We start from the raw sequence: 23,719 nt of genomic DNA on the forward strand, positions 1-23,719 counted from the left end.
CGTGGCGGTATCCGCGCAAACCTCAGACAGTAAACCGATAAAGCTCGTCAGAGTTTCCCGCTTGTTATTGCATGAAGTTATGAGTCCGATTCACGAATGGCGTCGGACTGCTGCCGAGGCAACGTGGGCCGCCATGATCGGAGCAAGTTCACGGCGAGGGAATGCGACGGTGTCGAGGATATGCGCGATATGGACATGTCGGTCGAAAGAGGTCAGTTAGCGGGGCGCTTTTCGAACACGGAACGCGCGACGGGAGCCGCTTACACGGACATTCAGGACGGTAGCCCCGCGTCTTCCAGCCGATCCCGCAACTGCTGACATAGCAGCGGATCACGGTAGCGCTCCTGAAACAGGAAGCGTGACACAGTGAAGTTCGGCTTGCTCGCTATCGCTTCTTTAACGAGTTTGCTGGCGTCCTCTGGCCGGCCGAGTGCCATCAGCGCCGCCGCTCGATACAGCCGCGAGCGGAAAGTTTGGAACACGAGCTTGCCTAGAGCCTCAAGAGCTTCTTCGTAGCGGCCTAGCGCATAGTAGGCGATGCCGTGCTCCTCGATGCACCACACCGGAAGAAGCGGGTCGAGAGCCTCTGCCTCCTCGAGCAGTCTCAACGACGTCTCACCTTCGCCCATGAACGTGGAGACCGCCGCACAACGGGCCTTGATGTAGGCGTCGGATGGGTTCAGCTCCATTGCCCGCCGCATCAGCATTGCTGCCTGATCAAAGTCGCTCTTGAGCAGTTCGAAGAACGATGCAATCCGGTTGGCTTCGGCATCACAAGGGTCCAGTTCCAGCGCCCGTCGAATGTCAGGCTCGCTTTCGGGAAAGCTGAACTCCGGGAGGTCGGAAGCGGCACAGACCCGCCAAGCGTACGCCGCCGCGTAATTCGGATCTAGCTCGATGGCTCTGGTGAACCATTCCACTGCCTCTCGGGAATGCTCCTCTAACACCCCGCCAAGGCGGTGATGATCAATCCCTCGCAGCACGCACTCGAACGCCGACATGTTCTCAGGCTGTTTGCGGCGAGCCGTGATCATGCTGGCGTCTTCCATACGGCCGAACACGGTCGCTGCTATCTTGGCTGCTGTCCTGTCGAGCAGATCCAGGAGGTCGGCGAACGGGCGAGCGACCTTGTCGCTCCACACGACCGAGCCTCCGTCCGTTTCGGTGAGCGTGAGGTTTATCCTCACCTGATCGCTGATCTTCCTGACCTGCCCCTCCAGCACATAGCGAACTCCCAACGTGCTGCCGACCTTGACTGGATCCGGGTTGGCGTCGGCAATGGCAAAGCTCGCGCTGCGCGAGCTGACGAACAGGCGGCGAAAGCGGGCGAGTTCGACGATCAGCTCATCCGTCAGACCCTCGGCTAGAAACCGCTGGTCCTCATCTCCGCCCATGACCCGGAGGGGCAGGACCGCAACGGAACAGGGCCGCTTTTCCCTGATAGCCTGTGTTCTGGTCGGGGCGGTTTGTAGCCTGTGCCGTGCGCTCTCCTCCCGCAGCCGGTAGATGCGGAGCGGATTGGACAGGTTCTTAAGGCATCGCGTACCCAGATCCTCGAAGATGAAGGGCGAGTTGCGGCGGATGTTGTCGAAGAACACGCCGCTCACACAGATGCTGTCGGGCTCCGCCTCTTGTTGAATGCGGGTTGCAACGTTCACTCCGTCCCCAACCAGATCATCTCCCCGGACCACGACGTCGGCGAGATGAAGCCCGATACGCAGTTTCAACGGATCGCCATCTGAGCTGCTGGCGAGCGCGTTGCGGATTTCGGCCGCGCCGCGCAGGGCATTGATGGCGCTGCTGAACTCCGCCAAGCAAGCGTCGCCTGCGGTGTTGAAGACTCTTCCACCGAGAGGGGAGACCTTCTCCCGGATCAGCTCCTGGCAGCGTGCGACTGCGTCAGCAGTCTGCTCCTCAGCACTTTCCATGAGGGACGAGTAGCCGACAATGTCGGCCACCATGATCGCGGCCAAGCGGCGCTCCATGCCGAACTCCCAATGCTGGTATGGCACCTGACCAGTTTACGCCTTGAGAGCTGAGGGAGCGAGCCTTCCCTGACCCTCCCACGGCGGGCGCGGGTCCAGCCTATGTCAGAAGCCTAGCTGTCCAGCAGTTGTGACTCCAACTTCATCACCGTGACGGTCATCGACGTACCCAGGTACGACTGAACCGCCGGGCGATGTCACCCCGTTCCATGGTGCTCCGGCAATCGTGTGAGGAGGTGGGCCTTTGGAGGGCAATCACATTCCGACCACATTGGATTGCCAAGCGTGGCTGTGCCTTTCCGGAACCGTGCTCACCCAGCCTTCGTGAGGACGGCCAACCCAAAAACGAACGCAAGGGGTAAAAGCCACGATGTACAGTCCGACCACTCTGGAAGCCTATTTCCTCCAACTCGTGAACGAGACCCGCGCCAAGGCTGGAGTCCAGGCACTCACGTTTGATGGCGAGCTTCTGGCCGCCGCCGACCGGCACAGCACCTGGATGGATCAGAACGACAAGCTCACCCACACGGGCGAGAACAGCACGACTGTCGGATATCGCGTGACCGAGGCGGGCTATGGATATGTGAGTGTCGCCGACAACATCGGATACGTGAACGGCCCCCTAGACAAGGCGACCGTCCTCAAGCTTCACGAGATGATTCTGAAAACGCCGACCTACAACTCGAACACCACCAGGGCTCACTACGAGGAGCTCGGGGTCGGCCTGAAGGCGGGCACGATGTATGGGCAGGACGTGGTCTTTGTCACGCTGAACTTCGGCACACCGAATGACCAAGAGCGCGCGGAGCCCGACGATGTCGGGCCGACTATTGCGGATGAAACCGACACCGGGGGAGACAAGGTCATCGCCGGCACCAGCCTGAATGACGATCTCCGTGGCACATCCGGTGACGACCTGATCTACGGGTATGCCGGTCATGACGTCATTCACGGGCTGGGCGGCATCGACCTCATGTATGGCGGCACGGGCAACGACAGCTATCACGTGGACCAGATCGGCGACCAAGCGATTGAGAGGGCCGGAGAAGGCTGGGACACGGTCAACAGCTCGATCACCTACTCGCTCTATGGGCAGGTTGTGGAGAACCTCACGTTGACCGGGTCTGCGAGCATCGACGGCACGGGCAATACCCTGCACAACCGGCTGACAGGCAACGCGGGCGCGAACGCCCTCGACGGCGGAGCCTTGAACGACATTCTCAACGGCAAGGCCGGTAAGGACGTGCTGATCGGCGGCTCCGGGAGCGACACTTTCGTGTACGAGACCGAGCGCGATGCATGGGGCGACACCATCGTCGCCTTTGAGCATGGCCGAGACCGGATCCACCTCTCAGTCATGGACGCGAACCGGACGCTAGAGGGCAACCAGGCGTTCACTTTTCTCGGCACGGAACGCTTTCACAACATCGCCGGGGAGTTGCACGTCTACCATCTCTCGGACGGTAACACCTACCTCTCGGCTGACAATGATGGCAATGGTATCGCGGACTTCGCCATCAAGGTGCTCGGCTGGCATACCTTCACAAACGCCGATTTCGTGCTGTGATGCATCTGCCTTGCGTGGGACGAGAACGCCATGAAGGCAGCGGCAAGCGAGCAGCTCGACCGGCCCATGGAGGCCATCAGCGTCGACTGTGATGGATCACAGGTGAGGAGGCCCGATGACCAAGCATCGAATCTATTCAATGAGCTTCGCCAGCGTTTATCCGCACTATATTGCTAAGGCGGAGAAGAAGGGACGCACCAAGGCTGAGGTCGACGAGATCATCCGTTGGCTGACGGGCTACACTCAGGAAGGGCTGGACGCTCAGCTGGAAAAGAAGACCGGCTTCGAGGATTTCTTTGCCGACGCGCCTCGACTGAATCCAGCGCGGTCGCTGATTACAGGTGTGATTTGCGGCGTCCGGGTCGAAGACATCGAAGAGCCGACCATGCAGGAAATCCGCTACCTGGACAAGCTGATCGATGAGCTGGCCAAAGGCAAGACGATGGAGAGAATCCTACGGAACTGATGCGATCGCATCGATTCCGGCACGATGCTGGCAGGTTCACGCAGCGTTCGGTTTCAGCCGTTCAACGCGGCGGTGAAAACCGCCAATTGAGCATCGAAGGCACGCTTGAAGGCCGGTCGCGATTCACCGCGGGCGACATAGGCGGAGAGGTTCGGATATTCCTCCAGTATACCCATGCCTTCCAGCCTGCGCAGCACCATCACCATCATGAGGTCGCCGGCGCTGAACGCGCTATCGAGCCAGTCGGCATCGCCGAGCCGACGGGAAAGTTCATTCAGCCGGGCACGGATGCGATCGTCGAGAAAAGACAGCCGCTCTTTGCCGTACCAGGCCTCGTTGCGCTCGACATAGGGGGCCTGTTCGCGCTCGACGATCGGCGGCTCCACCGTATTGAGCGCGGCAAACATCCATGTGATCGCGCGCGCCCGGGCATTCGCATCGTCTGGCAGGAGGCCACCATGGCGCTCAGCGATGTGGAACACGATCGCCCCCGACTCGAACAGGGCGAGATCGCCTTCTTCATAGGTCGGGATCTGCCCGAAGGGATGAAGCGCACGATGCGCGGGTTCCTTCATCTCGCTGAACGAAACAAGACGCACGTCGTAAGGCTGGCCCACTTCTTCGAGCGCCCAGCGAACGCGCATGTCACGCGCCTGTCCCTTGCCTCCGTCGGGCGACCGTTCAAAGGCGGTAATGGTCGGGATCATTGTAAAACTCCGCGTGATTGCGTCACGCCGTGATGCGAAAGCCCGAAGGGTCGTTGGCGCCCATAAGGTCGACGTGACCATTACCGGCCCGGACCGGCAGGCCGGCCCGGGCTCTTCCCGGAGCCGTTCCGGATCGACGTCGCTACTGGTTGATCTCGGGCTCGACGAGTTTCGCAAGCTTGCGTAGGGATTCCTGCCAACCAAGATAGCACGCCTCCGCGGGGATCACGTCCGGCACGCCTTGTTGCTCAATGTTGAGCTCCGTGCCGACAGACACGGCCTTCAAGTCCACCGTGACCTTCATCTCACCCGGCAGCTTGGGGTCGTCGAACTTGTCGGTGTAGACGAGGCGCTCACCCGGAACGAGTTCCAGATAAGTTCCGCCAAAGGAGTGGCTGTCCCCCGTGGTGAAATTCCGGAATGTCATCCGGTGATGGCCCCCGACCTTCGCATCCAGCTCATGGACGGTGCAGGTAAACCCGTAGGGTGGAAGCCAGCTCGCAATCGCGTCGGGTTCGAGGAAGGCGCGATAGAGCTTCTCGGGCTTGGCGGCGATGACGCGGTGCAGACGGATCGTGCTGGGCATGGATTTCTCCTTGTGGTTCGGTTTCGGGTTGTTCGGTTGTCTCCTGGCGGGCAGCCTTTCGTCGCCCGCTACCAGTAACGACGAACGAGCACCTGAGGATACGACATCGCACCGGAATAAAACTCCAGAGCACCGGCCCGACCCGTCATCGGTCCGCTATCGCCTCGGATATTCGAGCTGCATGGCGACGACCTCGGTGGTCCGCTCACCGTAGCGCGCCGTGATCGCGTCGAGCGTGCGATCAAGCGCATCGGCAGGCTTGCTGTGGGGAAACGTTGACACGCGTACGCCTTCCGGCCAGTTCGTGCCTGACTGATCGGGAATGACGCGCACGCCGTTGCGGCTCTCCACCGTCTCCGACGAGGCGGCGAACGTTGAAGCACTGGACCGATAGGTCCGCGACCACGCATCGGCAATCAGGGCAAGCGACACCTCGTCCATGTCCGGCTCGAGACGGACGCCGAGCTCTTCCCGGTTCCAGAAGGCGACACTGCTGGCAAGCACCGTCGTCGCGAAGGGACGTGTGAGCCTGAACGCGCCGCTTGCGTGCCGCGCATCCCACTGCTCGAGTCCGAGGTCATGCGCGACCGCTTCCGCCTTGTCCCGTCCGGCGATCGCCTCGATCAGCGTCAGCATCATCGGCATGGAGGCAGTTATGCCGGTCGTCGTCGTTACGCTCCCGTCCGCGACCATCCGCCGGTCCGCGACATATCGAACCGTCGGGCTGCGCCTCAGCATTTCGCCAAGATAGTACCAGTGGGTCGTCGCGCGCTTGCCGTCGAGCAGGCCGGCCGCGGCGACAACTTTCGCGCCTGCGCATATGCCGATGATCGTCGCGCCCTTTTCCGCCTGACTCCTGAGCCAGGCGATCGCCGCCGGATCGTCGTCGCGGCTCATGGCGGGCACGATCACATAGCCCGCGCCTTCGGGGTGGGCGGCGTCGAACGCCGCGATGGTCGCATCCGGCTCGACCTTGAGGGCCGGATAGAGCTGCACCGGTCCCGGACCAGTCGCCAGCATCATCACGTCGGCGACATCGGCACGCCGCAGAATGCCTGTGGGCATGAGGTAATCGGTTGTTTCGGTAGCGTCGTTGATGCCGATGACGGCGACCAGTGGTCGCTCGCGCTTTGGTTTCAGGGAAGCAAGCATGGCGTCCCCCTCCTGCTGCGGCACCGGGGGCGCCTCTGCCGCCACCGTTGCAGGGGGCAGGCTGAACAACCAGCCTCCAAAGCCCGCTATCGACAGGATGATGAGAGCGACCCCACCCGAGAGGAAGGCGGATTTCGACATGATGGAGTCTCCAGCAAGTGGAACGGAAGCGCCTTCCATCGGCTGGTTGGTCTTTCCGGCGCTTCCTCATCTGGTCGGAATCTAGCAGCGGCGACATCTGGCAGAAATGACAAAGAGATAGTAATTTCTGCCAATGCATCATGTCGCCTTCATCGTCTATCCGGGTTTCGAACTCCTCGACGTCTCAGGGCCGGCATCGGTCTTCAACGGTGCCAATCGCGCCCGGCGCCAGCGGGGGAAGCCGGCGTTCTACAAGGTCGTGCTCGCATCGGCCCACGGCGGTGTCATCGAAAGCAGCAGCGGCATCGCGCTGGAGACGCGACCAATCGCCGACCTTCGAGCTGTGGAAGCCCAAACGGTGCTGGTTGCAGGGGCCGAGCGCGAGCCGCTCCTGCAGGCGGTGGCGGATGCCGCCCTGTGGGCAGCCCTCCCGCACCTCGCCGGCAAGGCGGAGCGCTTCGGCTCGGTCTGCACCGGCGGCTTCGTCCTGGCAGCACTCGGACTGCTCGACGGCCGTCGTGTCGCGACGCACTGGGATTCCTGCAAACCCTTTGCGAAAACCTTTCCGAACGTCGCGGTCGATCCCGAAGCACTCTATGTGGTCGACGGTAAGCTCTGGACCTCGGCCGGGGTAACCACCGGCATCGACATGGCGCTGGCGATGATCACGCGCGACCTCGATGCGTCGATCGCCGGCGAAGTCGCCAAAAGGCTGGTGCTGTACGCTCGGCGCCCCGGCTACCAGTCCCAGTTCAGCCCGGTCCTCAAGGCGCAGGTGAAGGGCGACAGCCCGTTTGCCGAGTTGATCGGGTGGATGCAGTCAAACCTCGATGCGCCGCTGGACGTGCCATCGCTGGCCGCCCGCGCCGGGCTATCCGAACGTTCCTTCCATCGCAAGTTCGTGGCGGCGACCGGCGAGACGCCGGCCCGCTTCGTCGAGATCGCCCGGCTCGACGCCGCGCGCATGCTCCTGTCGCGCGGGCTGTCGCTGAAATCGGTCGCAGCGGAAGTCGGGCTGTTCCCACCCGCGCGCCTGGCGGAAGCCTTTGAGCGCCGCTTCGGCGTCGCGCCGCGACTGTTCCGCGACATGCACGCGGAACTGTGAGCGCTGACAGGCAGCTCGTGGCGCTGCTCGGCGGCTTTGGGCGGAAAGCAGTCAGCCCAAGGAGCCGTACATGTGGGCTCAATAGGCGGAGCCACGGCTCGATTTCGTCGAACCGTAGTCGCGCTAATTATTAGAAATGATAGAAATGTCAGTGACCTGGCGCGACAGAAGGGTTGGCCCAGCTGGTCAGGGTTGCAGGAGGCAAGCCGGATCCAGGATGGCGGTTTCTCCGCAGCCGCCTTGCCGGAGCTTCCGACGCCGTTCTATAACGCGAACGAGCTGCCGCGCCTGCCCTGGGGTCGGTGCGCGCCAGGGATGGAGCGACAAATGCCCGACCAGGGATTCTCCGGAGGGTGCCTCTGCGGCGCGGTCCGCTTCAGCTCCAGTCGCCCGCCGCTGATCGGCCGGGCCTGCTGGTGCCGCGTCTGCCAGTACCTCGCCAGCGGAAACGCCTCGATCAGCATCATCGCGGAGTCCGTCGCGATCAGCGTCACCGGCGAGCTTGCCGCGTACGAGAGCCGCGCCGACAGCGGCAACGTCATCCGCCGAAGCTTCTGTCCCACTTGCGGGACGCCGCTCTTCTGCGAGGCGGTCGGCGAGAGCGAATACAAGGTCGTGCGGGTCGGCGCACTGGACGATACGGAGCTGGGCCGCCCCCAAAGCATCATCTGGGCGCGATCCGCGCCGTCGTGGGGATGGTGCGACGCCTCGCTGCCGGCGGCGACTACTCATGTGAACGCCTTGGAGAGCGTCCGCGAAAAGGCCACTTGAACCGGCTTTTTTAGGCGCCCCACTTTGCGTCCGAATTGTTGCTTATTCTGCGATGTCGCCAAGGCGGAGTTTCAGGACGAGCACCTTGTCCACCAATCTGGATGCTAGCGTCGCCAACCTGGAGTCTTGCGTGACATAAAGGTCGTGTCGTCGACCCTTCCAGGGATCGCACCGCACAATCCCTCAGACTCCAAGCACGAGCCTGTTGGCTGCGCTGCCCGCACCGGCAGCGCCCGGACCAGGGGCTGACGCCGTTGCTATGCCGGCAGGACGACCACCTTCGTCTTGACCGGCGTTCGTGAGTACAGGTGCATCATGTCCTGCGTGAGGAGGCCGACGCAGCCGCTTGTGATGCCGGAGCCGATCGACTCGGCGTCAAGGCTGGCATAGATTGTGTAGAGCGTGTAAGCGCCGTTCTGATAGAGATAAAGCGTGCGGGCGCCGAGCGGATTATCAAGGCCGCCCGGCATGCCGCGGGCCCATTTGGCCGCCTCGGGCTGGCGCCGGATCATCTCCTTGGGCGGGGTCCAGGTCGCCCATTCGCCCTTGCGTCCGATATAAGCGTCACCGCTCCACCGGAAGCCGTCGCGGCCGACATTGGCGCCATAGCGGGTGGCGGATCCGTCGTCCTCGATGCGGTAAACGTAGTAATTACCGGGATCGACGATAATCGTACCGGGCGGCTCTTTGGTGTCGTAGCGAACTGTCCGGCGATAATATTTCGGATCGACCTTGCTGACATCGACCGCCGGGATCGGGAATTTCTCATCGGGCACTGGCCCGTAGAGCTTCGCCGCCTCGGCGAAGCTCATGCCGTCGGATGTCGCGCAACCGGCCAGCCCGAGCGCGCTGACACCGGCGGCCGAGCCGATCAGAAACGACCGGCGGTTGAGAAGCCCCGCCCGACGCCCGAGCAGGGCTACCTCGTCTCTCTTGCCGGCATCGGCATTCCTACCGTCCATGATCATGATTTGGCAGTTTCCCATGTCCTATTGCCCGAGGAGAAAATACTCCGGCATACACCCGCTGAACGTCTAGCTGAGCTGAGATTGCCGTCACACGGCTCGATTGGCAAGCTCGGCCTTCGCTGCGCAGAGCTTGCCATGCATCAAAGTCGGTAACGTCCACGCGGTCTCGCAGTCTCACTTCCCGTGGCGCGCCGCGTGGCCCCATCTGATAGCCCCCGAGCCGACCCGATCGGCCCGATCGCCACCATCCTGATGCACGTCAAGGCGCTCGCGTTGTCGAGGGCCGGCAACAGCGGGATGACATAATCAGCCCGCCCGCGTAATCCTGGGTGGGATCGAGATGATTCACATGATGCGCAAATGACAGACGAAGTTCGCTTTCAACCCAGCCATCGCTGGTCGACAGCGTCTAGCTGATGCGGTGATGAGCGCCGGCTTTCTGTCTCAACCTAAATTTGCGACGGAGCCAAGGCTTCCCCTGAGCTTTTGAACAGATGACAGAACTTCCCGGAAAACTCGAGGGAGATTGCATCGCCTATCTCATATTTCGCATCGCCTGGCGCACGCGCGGTCAAGCGCGTACCGTCATCGGTGTCGGTATACAGAAGATGGTTTTCTCCAAGTTCCTCGACGAGCACGATCCGTCCAGTCACGATGCCTGTCCGTCCCACTGTGACGTGATCGGGCCTTATGCCCAAGGTGACGGACTCTCCGCGCTGGATACACTCTGAAGTCACGGCGGTGATGACCGTGCTTCCATTGGGAAGCCGGACCTGCACACCCTCAGGACTCGTCTGCGTGACCTCTGCCTGGATGAGATTCATCTGGGGCGAGCCAATGAAGCGGGCAACGAAAAGATTGGCCGGATGATGATAGAGTTCGAGCGGCGTGCCGACCTGCTCGATCCGGCCCGCATTGAGAACCACGATCCGGTCCGCCAACGTCATCGCCTCGACCTGGTCATGCGTCACATAGATCATGGTCGCCTTCATGTCGGAATGAAGCTTGGCGATCTCGATCCGGGTCTGCACCCGTAAGGCAGCGTCGAGATTGGAGAGCGGTTCGTCGAAGAGAAAAACTTTGGGTTCGCGCACGATGGCGCGTCCGATCGCGACCCGCTGGCGCTGTCCGCCAGAGAGTTGCCTAGGCTTACGATCGAGGAGGGCGTCGATCTGGAGAAGCCGCGCCGTCTCCCGCACGCGCCGGTCGATCTCCGCCTTCGAGGCTTTTGCCAGTTCGAGGCCGAAGGCCATGTTGTCATAGACATTCATATGCGGGTAAAGCGCATAGGATTGGAACACCATGGCAATCCCGCGCTTGGCCGGCGGGAGATCGTTCACTCTTTCGCAGTCGATGCAGAGCTCGCCCGCCGTGATGCCCTCCAGCCCTGCGATGAGGCGCAGGAGTGTGGATTTCCCGCATCCTGAAGGACCGACGAAGACGACGAACTCGCCGTCGCGGATTTCCAGATCCACCCCATGGATCACCTTTGTCGAACCGAACGATTTTTGCACGCCTTTCAGGGCAACGTCTGCCATGCTCGCGCCTCAGCCTTTAACCGCGCCTGCCGTCAGGCCCGCCACGATCCGGCGCTGGAAGACGAGGACCAGCGCGATGATCGGCAGGGTCACGATGACCGAAGCCGCCATGATCGTACCCCAAGGCAGCTCATAAGCGCTGCTGCCGGTCATGAGCGCAATGGCGGGCGGCACGGTGCGCCGCTCGTTGGTCAGAGTGAAGGTCAAGGCGAACAGAAATTCATTCCACGAGACGACGAAGGCCAAAAGCCCGGTGGTTACGGCGGCCGGAGCCATGAGCGGCAGAAACACTCTCCGCACGATGATCGCGGGCGTGGCCCCGTCGACGAGGGCCGCCTCCTCGATCTCCTTGGGCAGCTCGCGCATAAAGGTGGTCAGTACCCAGACCGTAAACGGCAAGGTCAGCATCATATTGGCGAGGATTAGGCCGGGAAGTGTATTGTAGAGGCCAAAGCTCCGGATCATCTCGAACATGCCGGAGAGAACCGCAACCTGCGGAAACATCGAGACGCCGAGAATGGTCATCAGCAGGATCGAGCGACCGCGGAAGGCGATGCGGCCGAACGCATAGGCCGCCAAGACGCTCAGGGCAAGAGATAGAGCGACAACGGTGCCTGCAACAAGGATCGAGTTCAGGATGTTCTGTCCAAAGGGCTGGCGCTGAAAGACGGCAATGTAATTCGAACCATCAAGCCGTTCCGGCCAATATGCCACGCTGAAGAGTTCGGATCCCGAGCGCAGGGACGAGAGCACCGCATAATAGAAAGGAAACAGCGCGAACAGTGCGATGACAAGAACGAGAAGCCAAAAGCCGATACGAGAAAGGAGTTTCATTGTGCATCCTCACTCAACCGAACCCGTCCGACCACGATCGTGATGACGACCAGAAGGGCGATGATGAGGAAGATCAGGGTCGAGGCTGCCGAACCGAAGCCGACCTCCTGGAAATCCACAAGCTGCTGGCGCGCATAGGCGGACATCGACATGGTGTCGCGGGAATTCGCGGTCAGCACGTAAATGAGATCGAAGACTCTCAAGGCATCGAGCGCCCGGAAGATCACGGCGACGAGAAGCGCCGGCCTGATCAGCGGCAAGGTCACGCGGAAGAAGACCCGCACCGGATGAATTCCGTCGACCCGCGCGGCCTCGTAGATGTCCTGTGGCAGCATTTGCAGGGCCGCCAAGATAAGAAGCGCCATGAAAGGCGTCGCCTTCCACACATCCACCATCACCACCGCCCAAAGGGCTGTGTCAGGGTTGGCAGTCCATATGATGGGAGATGCGATCAATCCGAGGCGCAGGAGCATGTCGTTGATGACGCCGAATTGGTCGTGGAGCATCCAGTTCCACATCTTGGCGGAGACGACCGTCGGAATGGCCCATGGGATGAGAATGATGGCGCGCATGATCCCCCGGCCCGGGAAGGCCGCATTGAGCATCAACGCCACCACGATGCCGAGAACGGTTTCGATGGAGACTGAGACGAGGGTGAACCACACCGTGTTCCAGACGGAGCGCCACCATTCCGGGTCCACCAGCAGACCCAGCCATTCACCGTTGTCATGGACGAGGTAGTTCTCAAAGCCGATGAACGCGTAATCACTGAGATTGTTGAGATTGGCGTCTGTGAGGCTGAACCAGATCGTGCGCGCAAGGGGCCAACCCGCGATCAACGCGAGAACAAAGAGAGTGGGCGCCACGAAGGCCCATGCGGCCCGGACACGGGAACGCGTCAGGGGGGAGGGACGCTCATGCGCTGAGATCGGAGCAGGGGCGATGTCTCGGGCTGCGGTCGCACTCACTATTGCCAGCCGCTGCGCTTGATCCGCTTCAGGTCGCGGTCGAGCCGCGAGAGTGCCTGTTCGGGCTCGGCGCGCTTCGACAGGACTTGGTGGACCGTGTCGAAGAATTCGGTCGAGACCTTGTTGTAATTGTCCCCGGTCGCTGCGGCGGGGCGAGCGACCGCGTTGGTGAAGACGGTCAGGAGATCACCCATGAAAGGATTGGCCTTCGTGATCTCGGCATCCTTAAAAAGAGTCGGGATCGTTGGATTGAAGGACCCTGCGATCGCCCGGCGCTTTTGCTCATCGGCGCTTGTCAGATACATGACCAGATCGGTCGCGGCCTCGGCATTCTTGGAATAGCGTGACACGGCTAGGAGTTGGCCCCCGAGCGTACCCGCATTGCGGCCATCCGCGCCTCCCTTGGGCAGCGGTGCAATGCCGACCTTATCCTTGATCGCGCTTTCCGGGCCTTGGGCCAGCGCCCAAGCATAGGGCCAATTACGCATGAAGACAGCGTTTCCCGCCTGGAAGACGCCGCGGGATTCCTCCTCGGTGTAGTTGAGAACGCCCTCGGGCGTGATCGTCCCCACCCAACCAGCAGCCGTCTTCAAGGCCGCTGCGGCTTTCGGATTGTTGATGGTGATCTCGCCCTTCTCGTCAACGATCGTGCCGCCGTTGTGGGAACTGACCCATTCGAGTGCGTTGACCGTGAGACCTTCATAGGCGCGACCCTGCCAGACGAAGCCCCAGAGATCCCGACTGCCTCCCTGCCGCTCCGCAGCCTGCACGGTACGGGCCGTTTCGGTGAGGTCCGACCAGGTCTGCGGAACCGGCCGGTTGTGCTTCTGCAGCAGATCCTTGCGATAATAGAGAAGTCCCGCGTCCGCGAACCATGGCATGGCGACCAGCTTGCCTTTCACCCGGCTCGTCTCGATCATGGTGGGAAAATGCTGATCGATCACGCCCTGCGCCTTGGCAGTCAGATCCTGAAAATGCTGGCTCAACATACCGGACCAGACCACGTCGATCTGGAAGACGTCGATATCGCCGGCTCCTGCGGCGAGGAGTTGTTGATAGAGCGCGAGCCGCTCGGTGGCGGAATTCGGGGTCGATACGATCTTGGCCGTGTTGCCGGTCTTCTTCGACCAGGCGTCAACACCTTGCTTGCAGATTTCGTATTCCTGGCCGAGCGCGCTGCAGGAGATGGAAATCTCAACCGCATAGGCGCTTGTGGGGGCTGCCAGTCCGATAAGGAGAGCCAGGCTGGCGAAGCGGCGGGACATGATTTCCTCCGGCTGCTAGCTGTTGCTTAGCTTGATAAGGCTTCGCCGGTATGTTTGTTCCGTCAGGATCTGCCAGAGGCGATGGGTTTCGTTGCAATTTCCGTCTGGTCGAAAAAGCTCCAGAAAGTGGAAACGACGGAACGTCAGTGCGATATTGCGCCTGGGTATTGTTTGGGCTTGATTAAATTCGACGTTGCACATCCAGGCAGCAAGCATGTGGATTGCCTATCTCACCCTCGGCGCCGGCCTTCTCTATATCGGCCTTGTCACCGCCACATCCATTGCTCAGACCAAGCTGCTGTTCCCGACCCAGATTGCGGCGGCCAACCGGCCGAACTTGCCGCCTTCGGCTGAACGGCTTGAAGTGAGGACGCCGGATGGCGAACACCTCATTGGCGTACGGCTGCAAGCCCAAAGCGGCCTGCGCGACACCGAGCCTCTCCTTCTGGGCTTTGCTGGCAATGCCTGGAATGCGGAGACCATGGCTCTGTATCTGCACGGTCTCTTTCCTGAATCCGAGATCGTCACCTTCCATTACCGCGGCTATCCGCCAAGCAGCGGACAGCCTGGTGCGGAGGCCTTGCTGTCCGACTCTCTTTCTATTTTCGATCACCTCATGCAGGAGCGGGAGCGGAGAGTTGTCGCCGTCGGGTTCAGCGTCGGCAGCGGCGTGGCTGCCTATCTGGCGTGCCATCGTCCTCTGGCCGGCATGATTCTCGTCACTCCTTTCGATTCCCTAAAGGCCCTGGCACGCGAGCACTTTCCCTGGGCGCCTGTGGGGCTGCTCCTTCGTCATCACATGCCGATAATCGACCTCGTGCGTGACACGACGACACCGACTGCCTTGCTCGCAGCCGGTCGCGACACGATCGTGCCGTCACGGCGGAGCGAGCCGCTGAGGCAGGCTATCCCGAACCTGGTCCTCGATCGCACGATTGCCGAGACGGGGCACAATGATCTCTACAACCATCCCGCGTTCGCTCGCGCCATGCGCGAAGCGCTGGCCAAGATCGAGGCAGCCACACCACCGCAGACATCATCGCATTAGCCGATTGCAACTCATCGCGCGATCCCGAGGGTCAGCCCCGAAGCACGGTAGCTCTGGTTCTCGAAACGCCCGATCCGTGACTGGCCCTGCTTGTGCCTCCGGCCGTTTGGTGGTCTTCGCTACCGGATGCCGGACTGGTGCATGGCTAGCTTAGAGGCGCATGCCGCCGTCCCAGAAAGTCGCGCGAGAGACTGACAGCCTCATCAAGATTGGTCTCGAGCAGCCAGTGGCCGCCGTCGAGCAGGTGGAGCTCCGCGTCGGGCAGATCGCGCAAAAAGGCGCGGGCCGACTCCTCGGGCATATAGCCGTCCTGCGGGCCCCAAAGGATGAGCGTCGGCGGTCGGTGTTCGCGCAGATAGCTCTGGTAGCGCGGGAACCATTCAAGATTGTCCTTGAGGTCGTAGATAATGCGCGCGGCGTTGCTGCGCCGCTGCTCCGTCATCAGTGACCAGTGCAGTTCCCACAGGTCGGGCGGGATGCGCTCGGCTAGGTCAGGCCGGACATCGTTCAGGAACTCGTCCCTGAAATGGTCGCGGGAGACGAACTCGCGCAACTTAGCGAGCCCTTCCGTAAGCCCCATATTCCATATGTCCTTAAGCCCAGCATATTTGGGGCCGAGCACATCTTCATAGATGTCGCCATTCTGAATGATGAGCGCGGCGATACGGGCCGGATCGCGCATCGCCAGCCGCAGGCCGATCGATGAGCCAAAGTCGTGCAGATAGAGGGCGAAGCGGCCAACGCCCAGCGTGCCGACGAAGTCATGGAGGAAGGTCGCGAAGCCGTCGAAATCATTGGCAACGCCGTCGGTCGTGGCGCTGTAGCCGGAGCCGGGGAAGTCCGGCGCGAGCAGTCGCCAGCGCTCGCCCAGATGACGCATATAGTTTCTAAACTCATAGGAGGAGCAGGGATAGCCGTGGGGCAGCAGCACGACGGGCGCGTCCGCCGGCCCGGCCTCGCGATAGAAGATGTCCACCCCGCCGACGGTCGTTCTCCGATGCTGCACGGGAACAGGCATCACGGTCTCCTTGGCTCGTCTGCGACAAGAACTTCAATCCGTGGGTCTTTCCTATAGGTCTTTTGCAGTGGGAACGTTCCCCGCCTAAGGAAGAGGATTCCCAACTCCGTCATGCATGTGGGCGTGACGTTTGAGTAAATTGACGCTTCGTTGACGCTTCGTCGCCACTGTCCCGGCCGGCAATGCTCCAGGTCGGATTCTCTACGAGACCCCCGGGGTGTGGTGCAAGATCTTCGCAATAGCGAGGCAGCCCTGCACCGCGCAGTCTGGATCACCCAAAATCACCGTGAGGCCGAAAGACTCGCCCACCCTGCGGTAGACATCTACAAGATCGTCATCGCCGATAACCGCGATCGTGTCGCCAATCTCGAACCAACCGAGAGCCTTGGCTTCACGGAATTCGGAGGCAACGACAAGTCCCGACAAGTAATCCGACATCTCCTCGGGCTTGAGATTACCCGAGAGCCAGCCCGTGCGCACCGCAAAAAGGTGCGTGAGTAGGCCTGCGGCGCGTCGATCGTTGCGCACCGCATCAACTCCGCGGAGAAAGGCAGTCCAGTCCGGCGCTTCTGGCTTCTTGGCAATCTTGGCAAGGAATGAGTATCGCGACAGCGTGCCAAAAACTTCTCCCGTTACGAAAGTTTGAAAGCGCGTGATTTGCGAGTTTTCGATGCGGGCCCATTTGGCATGAGTGCCGGGCAGCACGGCGGTTATATCCCGCGATAAACCAAAGCCGACGAGCTGTGTTTCCTCGCCCCGCATCACGTCAGCAAAGAGATAGGCGGATCTGTCTGTAAGTCCGGGAATGAAAGTGATGGTTCCGCCGTCCGGGAGCCTGATCGTCCTCACCTGCGCAGCAACAGTGTTCTCATCCGCAGGGGTCGCCACATAGGGCATTTCGATCCAGCCGTTTCTGCTCCCGATCATCCCGGCCGCATAGATGGGAAGCACGCCATGTTGCTGCCGCCATGGCGCGATCGCCGACTGCAAGACGCCGATGAAATTGCCGTCCTGCACCGACTGGATCCCCTGCTCGGACTCGATGCGATCGATAATTGCTCCCGCGCCGTCGACAAGGAGCGCGCGAAAAGAAGTCGTCCCCCAATCGAGCACGATGCGCAGGTTGATGTCTTTAGAAGTCATGAGATGCCACCGCTGAGAGTTGATGCTGTCTTGACCGTAACGTCAGATTTGCATAAGGTCCAATATGAAATACATAAGGTCCACATAGTGGATCACGAGGAAATGCAATGCTGAAAGGTATCTTTCCTGTCCTTCCGACTCCGTTCTGCGCTGACGGCTCAATCGATGAAGCAGCCATGGCTCGCATCGTGGACTTCGCCCTCGCATCGGGCGTCGATGGGGTGGTGTTTCCGGGATTTGCAAGCGAAGTGGATGAACTCGACACCAAAGAACGGGCGGCTCTCCTGGCGCTTGTCGTCAAGCGTGTCGCCGGCCGCGTTCCTATCGTGGCTGGCGCCAGCGCGCCAAGTGTCGAGGAAGCGATCGCGCATTCGCGCGAGGCCATGGCAAACGGCGTCTCCACTGTGATGATCCAAGCACCAAAAAGTATCGGCGTCAGCGCCGAGGCTGTCGCGAGCTTCTACCGCACGATTGCCGATGCCGTTTCCGGTTTGGAGATCGTCCTGCAGAACGCTCCCGCGCCGCGCGGCTCGGATTTGAAGCCAGAGGTCATCCTTGAAATCATCAAAGACAATCCGGCCATTCTCTATGTGAAGGAGGAAACCCTTCCGGCCGGCCCTGCCATCACCGCCATTCTCAAGGACAAGCCACCTCACCTGAAAGGTGTCATTGGCGGCGGCGGCGCGCGCTATATCATTGACGAATATGGGCGCGGCGCCTGCGGTGCGATGCCTGCCGTCGAGATCGCGGATGTTCATGTTGCCATAGACCGCGCTTTTCGGAGCGGCGACGTGGCAAAGGCGCGGGAGCTCTACATGCGAACGCTTCCCCTGCTGGTTATTCAGGCCAACTTTCGCATGGCGTTTACAAAATACGTTCTCACCAGGCGCGGCAATCTTACCAACTTCATTGCTCGTGCGAAGGTACCGCCGATGGATCGGCACGACCTGGGCGAGATCGACGCCTGGCTTGCTCTTGTGGCCGATCTCTTCAGTGCCGCTCCGGTTCCGCGAGCCGTCGGAGCCGCCGAATGACCGAGCGGATTGCCAAGATCGAAGTCTTCTCGATTACCATTCCGCGCGAGACGATCTATCTTGGCGAAGCCCGCCCCGGCGAAACAGTCAACGAGAAAGGCTACATCGTCCGGCATGGCAATCGCACGGTCTATCCGACCAGTGACCGAACCGTGGTGGTGCGTGTCGAAACGACAAATGGCGCAGTCGGTTGGGGGGAAACCTATGGCATCGTCGCGCCTGGCGCCGCGATGGCAATCATCGACGATCTGCTCGGCCCTTACCTGATTGGACGGGACCCGCGGGATGTCGTCATTATCCATGAAGATCTGTATGATTTCATGAGGGTGCGCGGCTACACAGGTGGGTTCTATCTCGATGCGCTCGCGGCTGTCGACATCGCCTTGTGGGACATCTTCGGTAAGCTCACCAACTTGCCGCTTGTAAAGCTCTTGGGCGGACAGCGTCACGCGCACCTTCCGGCCTATATTTCTGGCTTGCCGAAACGAACTCGCGAGGAGCGAGCCTCTTTCGCCGCCGAGTGGCAGGAAAAGGGATTCACAAGCTTCAAATTCGCTGCGCCGGTCGCGGATGATGGCGTGGTGGCGGAAATGGCAACGTTGCGCCAGCACCTCGGCTCCGACGCCCGGATCGCGTGCGACATGCATTGGGCTCACACCGCCGAACAGGCCATTGCGGTAATCCGAGCCATGGAACCGCATGGCCTTTGGTTCGCCGAGGCCCCAGTGAAACCGGAGGACATCGACGGCCTCGCCCATGTTGCCCGTAATGTCTCCTCGACGGTTGCCGCTGGCGAGGAATGGCGAACCGTCTACGACCTCGTTCCTCGCGTCGCAAAGCGAGCCTGCGGCATCATCCAGCCCGAAATGGGGCACAAAGGCGTCACGGAATTCATGCGCATCGGTCAATACGCCCAGGCGCATCATCTCGAATTGATACCGCACGCCACGATCGGAATCGGGCTCTTCATGGCGGCGAGTCTGCATGCCAGCGCCGCGTTAAGCGCGGTGACATGCCATGAGTACCAGCATTCGATCTTTGAGCCCAACCGAAGATTGTTGAAGGGAGACATGGATTGCATCGGAGGATTCTATCATCTCCCGACAGGCCCTGGGCTCGGCGTTGAGCCATCCGAGGAGGCGCTGAACCTCCTCCAAAAATATCAATAACAAAGCCGTCACAGCAAATCGGAGGAAACGCTATGTTGAGAAAGAAACTGACACTTCTGGCGGCCTGCGCCGCTCTTGCCTTGAGCACGAATGTCGCGCTTGCCCAGACCAAGGTTCTGAAATTCGTCTCCTGGCAGAAGGACGAGCGTGGCGTCGGCGACTGGTGGGCCTCCGTCATCAAGGCGTTCGAGGAGGCGCATCCGGGCGTCAAGATTGAATGGACCAAGGTTGAGCGCGGTGCCTATGCCGATACTATGACCACCCTTTTTGCAGGTGGGACGCCGCCGGACATCGTCCATCTCGCCTCGTTCGAATTTCAGAAGTTCGCCGATGCCGGCTGGCTCGATAATCTCGACCCTTACATCAAGGAGTCGAAGCTTGATCTAAACGGCTGGGCAGGTCAGGACACCTGCGTGTGGAACGGCGAAACCGTCTGCACGATGATGCTCTATTTTGGCTATTTCCTCGCCTACAATGACGACCTTCTGAAGAAGGAAGGCCTTTCAGTTCCCAAGAACTACGCGGAGTTCCTCGAGGCCGCCAAAAAGACAACAAAAGATACAAACGGCGACGGGATCATGGACCAGTACGGCACGGGTCATGAAACCCGCGGCGGCGGCGGCCAGTATATGAGCGAGATGATGAACTACACGCTCGATGCCGGGGGACGCTGGACCGACGATAAAGGAAAGGTGAGCATCAACACTCCTCAGATGGTGGAGGGCTTGTCGCGCTGGAAGACAGTGGTCAAGAATAGCCTGACCCCTCGCGATCTCTCCGCTGGCGAGGTCCGCCAACTTTTCGCGGACGGCAAGATCGCGCTGAAGATGGATGGCCCGTGGCTCTGGCCGATCATTCAGAAGGGCAAGGCAAAGGATCAGATCAAGACGGCGATGGTGCCGTTCGACCCACCGGTTGGCGGCTCCTCCAACGTCCTGGCTATCCCGTCCGATATCAGTGAGGCGAACAAAAAGCTCGTGTGGGATTTCATCAAGCTCGCCACATCGGACAAATTTCAGGCGACCTATGCGACGCTCGGAGCCTCACCGCCGCCCAGTCCACGCGCGGACGTCACGGCGGCAAAGGCCGAGAATCCCAATTTCGACCTTCTCGTCCAAGCGACACAGGCCGCGTCCAAGGCAAAGGTCGACCGGATTCCCAAAGGGCTGGAAATTCAGTTCAACGAGTTCTCCAAGATGATCATGGAGGAGTCCCAGCGCATGATCATTCAGGATCTGGATCCCAAGACGGTCGCGGCCACCATGCAACAGAAAGCTGAAACGCTGCAGAAGCAGTGAGGCGCCACGAAGTTGCAATCGGCCGGCGTTAACGCCGGCCGATCTTTGCCGCCAACCGAGGATACTCATGAAGTCTCGATTCAGCCTTGATCTTGCGCGTCCGAGCCGTCGCCACTGGCTCGGCTATCTCCTTCTCGCGCCCGCCGTCATCCTGATCGGCCTCATCATCGTCTATCCTCTCTTCGTCTCCATCGATCTGTCGTTCCAGAACGTCAACATCGCGCGCCTCGATCAACCGCGCCGTCCATTCACGATCGCAAATTACGAGCGATTGTTCACGTCTCCGGACTTCTGGAACGCAGTCTGGGTCACATTAAAGCTTGTCGTCATCGTCAGCCTTTTCTGCTTTCTGATCGGGCTCGGAACGGCTTTGCTGGTCAACAACAAGTTCAAGGGCCGTTCGCTGGCGCGCCTCCTCGTCGCGTTGCCATGGGCGATACCGGAAGTCATCGCGGTCGTCATTTTTGCATGGATGTTCGATTCGTCCTTTGGGCTGATGAACTGGGTTTTCATCACGATCGGTCTCATCGACACCACGGTGAACTGGTTTTCGTCACCTAACGCTGCTTTCTTCGTCGTGTGCGTGACAATGATCTGGAAGGGCTATCCCTTCGTATCCATCATGATGCTCGCGGGGCTTCAATCCATTCCCGAGGACTTCTACAATGCCGCGCGAGTCGACGGCGCGAATAGCTGGCAGCGCCTGATCAACATCACCATTCCTTCGCTGATGCCAGTTCTTGGGGTCACGCTCGTCCTCGTGATGCTGTGGGTGTTCCGCGATTTCTCGATCATCTATGTTCTCACTGGCGGAGGTCCGCTGAAGGCTACCCAGTCGCTCTCGATCATGACATACGAGCAAGCCTTCAGTTTCTTCCGCATGGGCTACGCCTCGGCCATTGGTATCGTGACGCTGATCGTCTGCGTTGTCGCGAGCCGACTCATGATCGGCCGCGCGCCGGACAACATCTGAGAGGTGCTATGAGAAGCCGCCCCGTCGATCGTTTTTTTCTTTACGCAGCCGTCGTGATTGTCTGCGCGTTCCTTGTCTTCCCAATCTATTGGCTGCTCATCACAGCCATCTCTCCGCCCGACCAGCTTCGCGCTCTGCCGCCACGTTTCTGGCCGGAGACGCCGCGCTGGGATGTGTTTGGGCAGATCATGCGCGAGCGTCCGATCCTCCTGTGGTTGACGAACTCGACTCTGGCGGCTGTTGGCAGTGTCGTTCTTTCTATGACCGTGTCGGTTCTCGCCGGCTACAGCCTGTCCCGGTTCAAAGTTCGAGGCGGGCAATCCCTCGGCCTGTTCATCCTTACGGCGAAGATGCTGCCGGCGACCCTTCTTGTCATCCCGCTCTTTGGAATCTTCCGGACCGTTGACCTCATCGGCAGTCTGTGGTCGATCATTCTCGCCCACGCGACTCTCATCATCCCCTTCACGACCTGGATGATGAAGGGATATTTCGACACCATTCCGCGCGAACTCGAACAGGCTGCGATGGTCGATGGCTGCTCGCCCTTCGGCGCGTTGGTGCGGGTGATCCTGCCTGTTTCTGCACCAGGACTTGCCGCGACCGCACTCTACGGCTTCGTCTTGTCGTGGTCGGATTATGCATATGCACGCACCTTCCTCACCAACGCTCAGACGAATTGGACCGCCAATCTCGGCATTACGACCATGAAGGGCGAGTACATCTCCAACTGGGGAGACATTTCGGCAGCGTCTATCCTCGTCGCCCTCCCGATCCTACTCATTTATCTCTTCCTCGAACGCTATCTCGTCGGCGGCCTGACTGCTGGCGCTGAGAAATAGTGGAGACTTTCTTATGGCCGGCATCCGCATCGAGAACGTCACCAAATCTTATGGGTCGCTATCGGTTCTGAAGGATTTCTCCCTTGAGGTCGCAGATGGCGAGTTCGTCGTCTTCGTCGGGCCGTCCGGATGCGGCAAATCGACGATGCTCAAAATTCTCGCCGGCCTCGAAGAAGCCTCATCCGGAACCATCCGGATCGGCGGCCGCGACGTAACCGATCTCGCGCCTGGCGACCGAGACATCGCGATGGTGTTCCAGAACTATGCCCTCTACCCGCACCTCACCGTGCGCAACAACATGGGATTCGGTCTCAAAATGCGCGGCATGGATGCAGCGCAGATCGAAATGCGCGTGATGAACGCCGCAAAAATCCTCGGCGTGGATCATCTTCTTGACCGACGCCCCAAGGCGCTATCGGGCGGCCAGCGTCAACGAGTGGCGCTCGGGCGCGCCATTGTGCGCGAGCCGCAGGCCTTCCTTATGGACGAGCCGCTGTCCAACCTCGATGCCAAACTGCGCGTTCATACGCGCGCCGAAATCAGCGCTCTGCATAAGCGACTCGGGGTCACGACGATCTACGTCACTCACGATCAGATTGAAGCGATGACCATGGCTGATCGCATTGTCATCATGAAGGATGGTGTAATCCAGCAGATCGCCAATCCGGATACGATGTTCCGCAAGCCGGCGAACCTCTTTGTCGCCGGGTTCATCGGGTCGCCGGGCATGAACTTCCTGCGCTCGCCGGTGACGACGATGGGCGGGGCGGCGGCGGTGCGGCTCTTCGGACACGATGTTCGGCTTGAGGCACCCGCATCGCTCGCCGGACGCGAGATCGTCGTCGGCTTGCGCCCCGAACACATCGGTGCGGGTCCAGGGCCGGTGACCTTCGAAATCACACCGCGGCTCGTCGAAAGCCTTGGCAGCGAGAAATACATCTATGTCGACGTTCCTGAGGAAAACCGCGCGCAGATCGACCCTGCGGACAGGCAGGAAGAGGAGCGACGCGCGGACACGATCATCGCACGCCTGATCAATCCGGATGAACGGTCAGCCGGCGAGCGCATCACGCTCTCCTTCGATCCTGCGCATCTTCACCTCTTCGACGCCAAATCGGAAGTCGCTATTCAATGAGACACCTGT

General features: G+C 60.7%; 22 protein-coding genes. 11 read left to right on the top strand and 11 right to left on the bottom strand.

Annotated elements, in window-relative coordinates; genetic code table 11:
• Nucleotides 1–272: 272 nt before the first annotated feature.
• Nucleotides 273–1,985, bottom strand: coding sequence for an adenylate/guanylate cyclase domain-containing protein (locus FEZ63_RS16910; RefSeq protein WP_150946619.1), 1,713 nt, complete (start codon nucleotides 1,983–1,985; stop codon nucleotides 273–275).
• 370 nt (nucleotides 1,986–2,355) lie between these two features.
• Here FEZ63_RS16910 and FEZ63_RS16915 point away from each other — a divergent pair, with 370 nt between their 5' ends.
• Complete coding sequence (locus tag FEZ63_RS16915; RefSeq protein WP_150946621.1) at nucleotides 2,356–3,552, top strand: M10 family metallopeptidase C-terminal domain-containing protein; 1,197 nt, start codon at nucleotides 2,356–2,358, stop codon at nucleotides 3,550–3,552.
• Between the two features lie 115 nt (nucleotides 3,553–3,667).
• Nucleotides 3,668–4,018 (top strand): DUF2200 domain-containing protein, encoded by a 351-nt coding sequence (locus FEZ63_RS16920; RefSeq protein WP_150946623.1) that lies wholly within the window; start codon nucleotides 3,668–3,670, stop codon nucleotides 4,016–4,018.
• A 53-nt stretch (nucleotides 4,019–4,071) separates the two neighbouring features.
• On the opposite strand, the gene FEZ63_RS16925 is transcribed toward FEZ63_RS16920, so the two are convergent.
• The 3 genes from FEZ63_RS16925 to FEZ63_RS16935 form a co-directional block, all read right to left on the bottom strand.
• A complete protein-coding gene (locus tag FEZ63_RS16925; protein WP_150946625.1) occupies nucleotides 4,072–4,725 on the bottom strand; it encodes a glutathione S-transferase family protein in 654 nt (217 codons plus the stop codon).
• 142 nt (nucleotides 4,726–4,867) lie between these two features.
• Nucleotides 4,868–5,311, bottom strand: coding sequence for an SRPBCC family protein (locus tag FEZ63_RS16930; RefSeq protein ID WP_150946627.1), 444 nt, complete (start codon nucleotides 5,309–5,311; stop codon nucleotides 4,868–4,870).
• A gap of 156 nt (nucleotides 5,312–5,467) precedes the next feature.
• Entirely contained in the window at nucleotides 5,468–6,604 is a 1,137-nt protein-coding gene (locus FEZ63_RS16935) for a DJ-1/PfpI family protein (protein ID WP_150946629.1), read from the bottom strand.
• 133 nt (nucleotides 6,605–6,737) lie between these two features.
• Between FEZ63_RS16935 and FEZ63_RS16940 the strand changes: the two genes are divergently transcribed.
• Both FEZ63_RS16940 and FEZ63_RS16945 read left to right on the top strand, forming a co-directional pair.
• A complete protein-coding gene (locus tag FEZ63_RS16940; protein WP_150946632.1) occupies nucleotides 6,738–7,709 on the top strand; it encodes a GlxA family transcriptional regulator in 972 nt (323 codons plus the stop codon).
• Between the two features lie 327 nt (nucleotides 7,710–8,036).
• The gene (locus FEZ63_RS16945; RefSeq protein ID WP_150946634.1) at nucleotides 8,037–8,480 is read left to right on the top strand and encodes a GFA family protein; all 444 of its coding nucleotides are present in this window, start codon (nucleotides 8,037–8,039) and stop codon (nucleotides 8,478–8,480) included.
• Nucleotides 8,481–8,737: 257 nt separating this feature from the next.
• Here FEZ63_RS16945 and FEZ63_RS16950 read toward each other — a convergent pair whose 3' ends face one another.
• From FEZ63_RS16950 to FEZ63_RS16970, 5 genes are all read right to left on the bottom strand, one after another.
• A complete protein-coding gene (locus FEZ63_RS16950) occupies nucleotides 8,738–9,448 on the bottom strand; it encodes a L,D-transpeptidase (protein ID WP_150946636.1) in 711 nt (236 codons plus the stop codon).
• A 449-nt stretch (nucleotides 9,449–9,897) separates the two neighbouring features.
• Nucleotides 9,898–10,986: an ABC transporter ATP-binding protein gene (locus tag FEZ63_RS16955; protein ID WP_150946638.1), complete on the bottom strand. Its 1,089-nt coding sequence runs from the start codon at nucleotides 10,984–10,986 to the stop codon at nucleotides 9,898–9,900.
• Nucleotides 10,987–10,995: 9 nt separating this feature from the next.
• On the bottom strand, nucleotides 10,996–11,820 hold the full coding sequence (locus tag FEZ63_RS16960; RefSeq protein WP_150946640.1) for a carbohydrate ABC transporter permease: 825 nt from the start codon (nucleotides 11,818–11,820) through the stop codon (nucleotides 10,996–10,998).
• Nucleotides 11,817–12,788 (bottom strand): carbohydrate ABC transporter permease, encoded by a 972-nt coding sequence (locus FEZ63_RS16965; RefSeq protein WP_420846297.1) that lies wholly within the window; start codon nucleotides 12,786–12,788, stop codon nucleotides 11,817–11,819. The genes FEZ63_RS16960 and FEZ63_RS16965 overlap by 4 nt, the downstream gene beginning before the upstream one ends.
• Nucleotides 12,788–14,053 (bottom strand): ABC transporter substrate-binding protein, encoded by a 1,266-nt coding sequence (locus FEZ63_RS16970; RefSeq protein ID WP_150946643.1) that lies wholly within the window; start codon nucleotides 14,051–14,053, stop codon nucleotides 12,788–12,790. The genes FEZ63_RS16965 and FEZ63_RS16970 overlap by 1 nt, the downstream gene beginning before the upstream one ends.
• A 214-nt stretch (nucleotides 14,054–14,267) precedes the next feature.
• On the opposite strand from FEZ63_RS16970, the gene FEZ63_RS16975 reads away from it, so the two are divergent.
• A complete protein-coding gene (locus FEZ63_RS16975) occupies nucleotides 14,268–15,101 on the top strand; it encodes an alpha/beta hydrolase (RefSeq protein WP_150946645.1) in 834 nt (277 codons plus the stop codon).
• A 145-nt stretch (nucleotides 15,102–15,246) separates the two neighbouring features.
• Here the strand turns inward: FEZ63_RS16975 and FEZ63_RS16980 are convergent, their stop codons facing one another.
• Nucleotides 15,247–16,119: an alpha/beta fold hydrolase gene (locus FEZ63_RS16980; RefSeq protein ID WP_150946647.1), complete on the bottom strand. Its 873-nt coding sequence runs from the start codon at nucleotides 16,117–16,119 to the stop codon at nucleotides 15,247–15,249.
• Nucleotides 16,120–16,320: 201 nt separating this feature from the next.
• Nucleotides 16,321–17,262 (bottom strand): 2-dehydro-3-deoxygalactonokinase, encoded by a 942-nt coding sequence (locus FEZ63_RS16985; protein WP_150946649.1) that lies wholly within the window; start codon nucleotides 17,260–17,262, stop codon nucleotides 16,321–16,323.
• A gap of 107 nt (nucleotides 17,263–17,369) precedes the next feature.
• Between FEZ63_RS16985 and FEZ63_RS16990 the strand changes: the two genes are divergently transcribed.
• The 6 genes from FEZ63_RS16990 to FEZ63_RS17015 all read left to right on the top strand — a co-directional run bounded on the left by FEZ63_RS16990 (nucleotide 17,370) and on the right by FEZ63_RS17015 (nucleotide 23,710).
• Nucleotides 17,370–18,296 carry a dihydrodipicolinate synthase family protein gene (locus tag FEZ63_RS16990; RefSeq protein WP_150946651.1) on the top strand — a complete coding sequence of 309 codons (927 nt, stop codon included), beginning with the start codon at nucleotides 17,370–17,372 and terminating at the stop codon, nucleotides 18,294–18,296.
• A complete protein-coding gene (locus FEZ63_RS16995) occupies nucleotides 18,293–19,465 on the top strand; it encodes a mandelate racemase/muconate lactonizing enzyme family protein (RefSeq protein ID WP_150946654.1) in 1,173 nt (390 codons plus the stop codon). The genes FEZ63_RS16990 and FEZ63_RS16995 overlap by 4 nt, the downstream gene beginning before the upstream one ends.
• Before the next feature lie 32 nt (nucleotides 19,466–19,497).
• Complete coding sequence (locus FEZ63_RS17000; RefSeq protein ID WP_150946656.1) at nucleotides 19,498–20,763, top strand: ABC transporter substrate-binding protein; 1,266 nt, start codon at nucleotides 19,498–19,500, stop codon at nucleotides 20,761–20,763.
• Nucleotides 20,764–20,830: 67 nt separating this feature from the next.
• Nucleotides 20,831–21,736, top strand: a complete 906-nt coding sequence (locus FEZ63_RS17005) for a carbohydrate ABC transporter permease (protein WP_150946658.1) — start codon at nucleotides 20,831–20,833, stop codon at nucleotides 21,734–21,736.
• Between the two features lie 8 nt (nucleotides 21,737–21,744).
• Nucleotides 21,745–22,575, top strand: a complete 831-nt coding sequence (locus tag FEZ63_RS17010; RefSeq protein ID WP_150946660.1) for a carbohydrate ABC transporter permease — start codon at nucleotides 21,745–21,747, stop codon at nucleotides 22,573–22,575.
• 13 nt (nucleotides 22,576–22,588) lie between these two features.
• On the top strand, nucleotides 22,589–23,710 hold the full coding sequence (locus tag FEZ63_RS17015) for an ABC transporter ATP-binding protein (RefSeq protein WP_150946662.1): 1,122 nt from the start codon (nucleotides 22,589–22,591) through the stop codon (nucleotides 23,708–23,710).
• The last annotated feature ends 9 nt before the right edge of the window (nucleotides 23,711–23,719 follow it).

The sequence above is a fragment of the Microvirga brassicacearum genome, from assembly GCF_008757455.1.
Classification (GTDB): Bacteria; Pseudomonadota; Alphaproteobacteria; order Rhizobiales; family Beijerinckiaceae; genus Microvirga; species Microvirga brassicacearum.

Excerpts from the sequence above, each read along its gene's own strand:
- FEZ63_RS16975 (WP_150946645.1), top strand. The coding sequence starts at position 14,268 with ATGTGGATTGCCTATCTCACCCTCGGCGCCGGCCTTCTCTATATCGGC.
- FEZ63_RS16955 (WP_150946638.1), bottom strand. The coding sequence starts at position 10,986 with ATGGCAGACGTTGCCCTGAAAGGCGTGCAAAAATCGTTCGGTTCGACA.
- FEZ63_RS16980 (WP_150946647.1), bottom strand. The coding sequence starts at position 16,119 with ATGCCTGTTCCCGTGCAGCATCGGAGAACGACCGTCGGCGGGGTGGAC.
- FEZ63_RS17000 (WP_150946656.1), top strand. The coding sequence starts at position 19,498 with ATGTTGAGAAAGAAACTGACACTTCTGGCGGCCTGCGCCGCTCTTGCC.
- FEZ63_RS17015 (WP_150946662.1), top strand. The coding sequence starts at position 22,589 with ATGGCCGGCATCCGCATCGAGAACGTCACCAAATCTTATGGGTCGCTA.
- FEZ63_RS17005 (WP_150946658.1), top strand. The coding sequence starts at position 20,831 with ATGAAGTCTCGATTCAGCCTTGATCTTGCGCGTCCGAGCCGTCGCCAC.
- FEZ63_RS16985 (WP_150946649.1), bottom strand. The coding sequence starts at position 17,262 with ATGACTTCTAAAGACATCAACCTGCGCATCGTGCTCGATTGGGGGACG.
- FEZ63_RS16915 (WP_150946621.1), top strand. The coding sequence starts at position 2,356 with ATGTACAGTCCGACCACTCTGGAAGCCTATTTCCTCCAACTCGTGAAC.
- FEZ63_RS16945 (WP_150946634.1), top strand. The coding sequence starts at position 8,037 with ATGCCCGACCAGGGATTCTCCGGAGGGTGCCTCTGCGGCGCGGTCCGC.
- FEZ63_RS16930 (WP_150946627.1), bottom strand. The coding sequence starts at position 5,311 with ATGCCCAGCACGATCCGTCTGCACCGCGTCATCGCCGCCAAGCCCGAG.
- FEZ63_RS16925 (WP_150946625.1), bottom strand. The coding sequence starts at position 4,725 with ATGATCCCGACCATTACCGCCTTTGAACGGTCGCCCGACGGAGGCAAG.
- FEZ63_RS16970 (WP_150946643.1), bottom strand. The coding sequence starts at position 14,053 with ATGTCCCGCCGCTTCGCCAGCCTGGCTCTCCTTATCGGACTGGCAGCC.
- FEZ63_RS16940 (WP_150946632.1), top strand. The coding sequence starts at position 6,738 with ATGCATCATGTCGCCTTCATCGTCTATCCGGGTTTCGAACTCCTCGAC.
- FEZ63_RS16920 (WP_150946623.1), top strand. The coding sequence starts at position 3,668 with ATGACCAAGCATCGAATCTATTCAATGAGCTTCGCCAGCGTTTATCCG.
- FEZ63_RS16995 (WP_150946654.1), top strand. The coding sequence starts at position 18,293 with ATGACCGAGCGGATTGCCAAGATCGAAGTCTTCTCGATTACCATTCCG.
- FEZ63_RS16910 (WP_150946619.1), bottom strand. The coding sequence starts at position 1,985 with ATGGAGCGCCGCTTGGCCGCGATCATGGTGGCCGACATTGTCGGCTAC.
- FEZ63_RS16950 (WP_150946636.1), bottom strand. The coding sequence starts at position 9,448 with ATGATCATGGACGGTAGGAATGCCGATGCCGGCAAGAGAGACGAGGTA.
- FEZ63_RS16960 (WP_150946640.1), bottom strand. The coding sequence starts at position 11,820 with ATGAAACTCCTTTCTCGTATCGGCTTTTGGCTTCTCGTTCTTGTCATC.
- FEZ63_RS16990 (WP_150946651.1), top strand. The coding sequence starts at position 17,370 with ATGCTGAAAGGTATCTTTCCTGTCCTTCCGACTCCGTTCTGCGCTGAC.
- FEZ63_RS16935 (WP_150946629.1), bottom strand. The coding sequence starts at position 6,604 with ATGTCGAAATCCGCCTTCCTCTCGGGTGGGGTCGCTCTCATCATCCTG.
- FEZ63_RS17010 (WP_150946660.1), top strand. The coding sequence starts at position 21,745 with ATGAGAAGCCGCCCCGTCGATCGTTTTTTTCTTTACGCAGCCGTCGTG.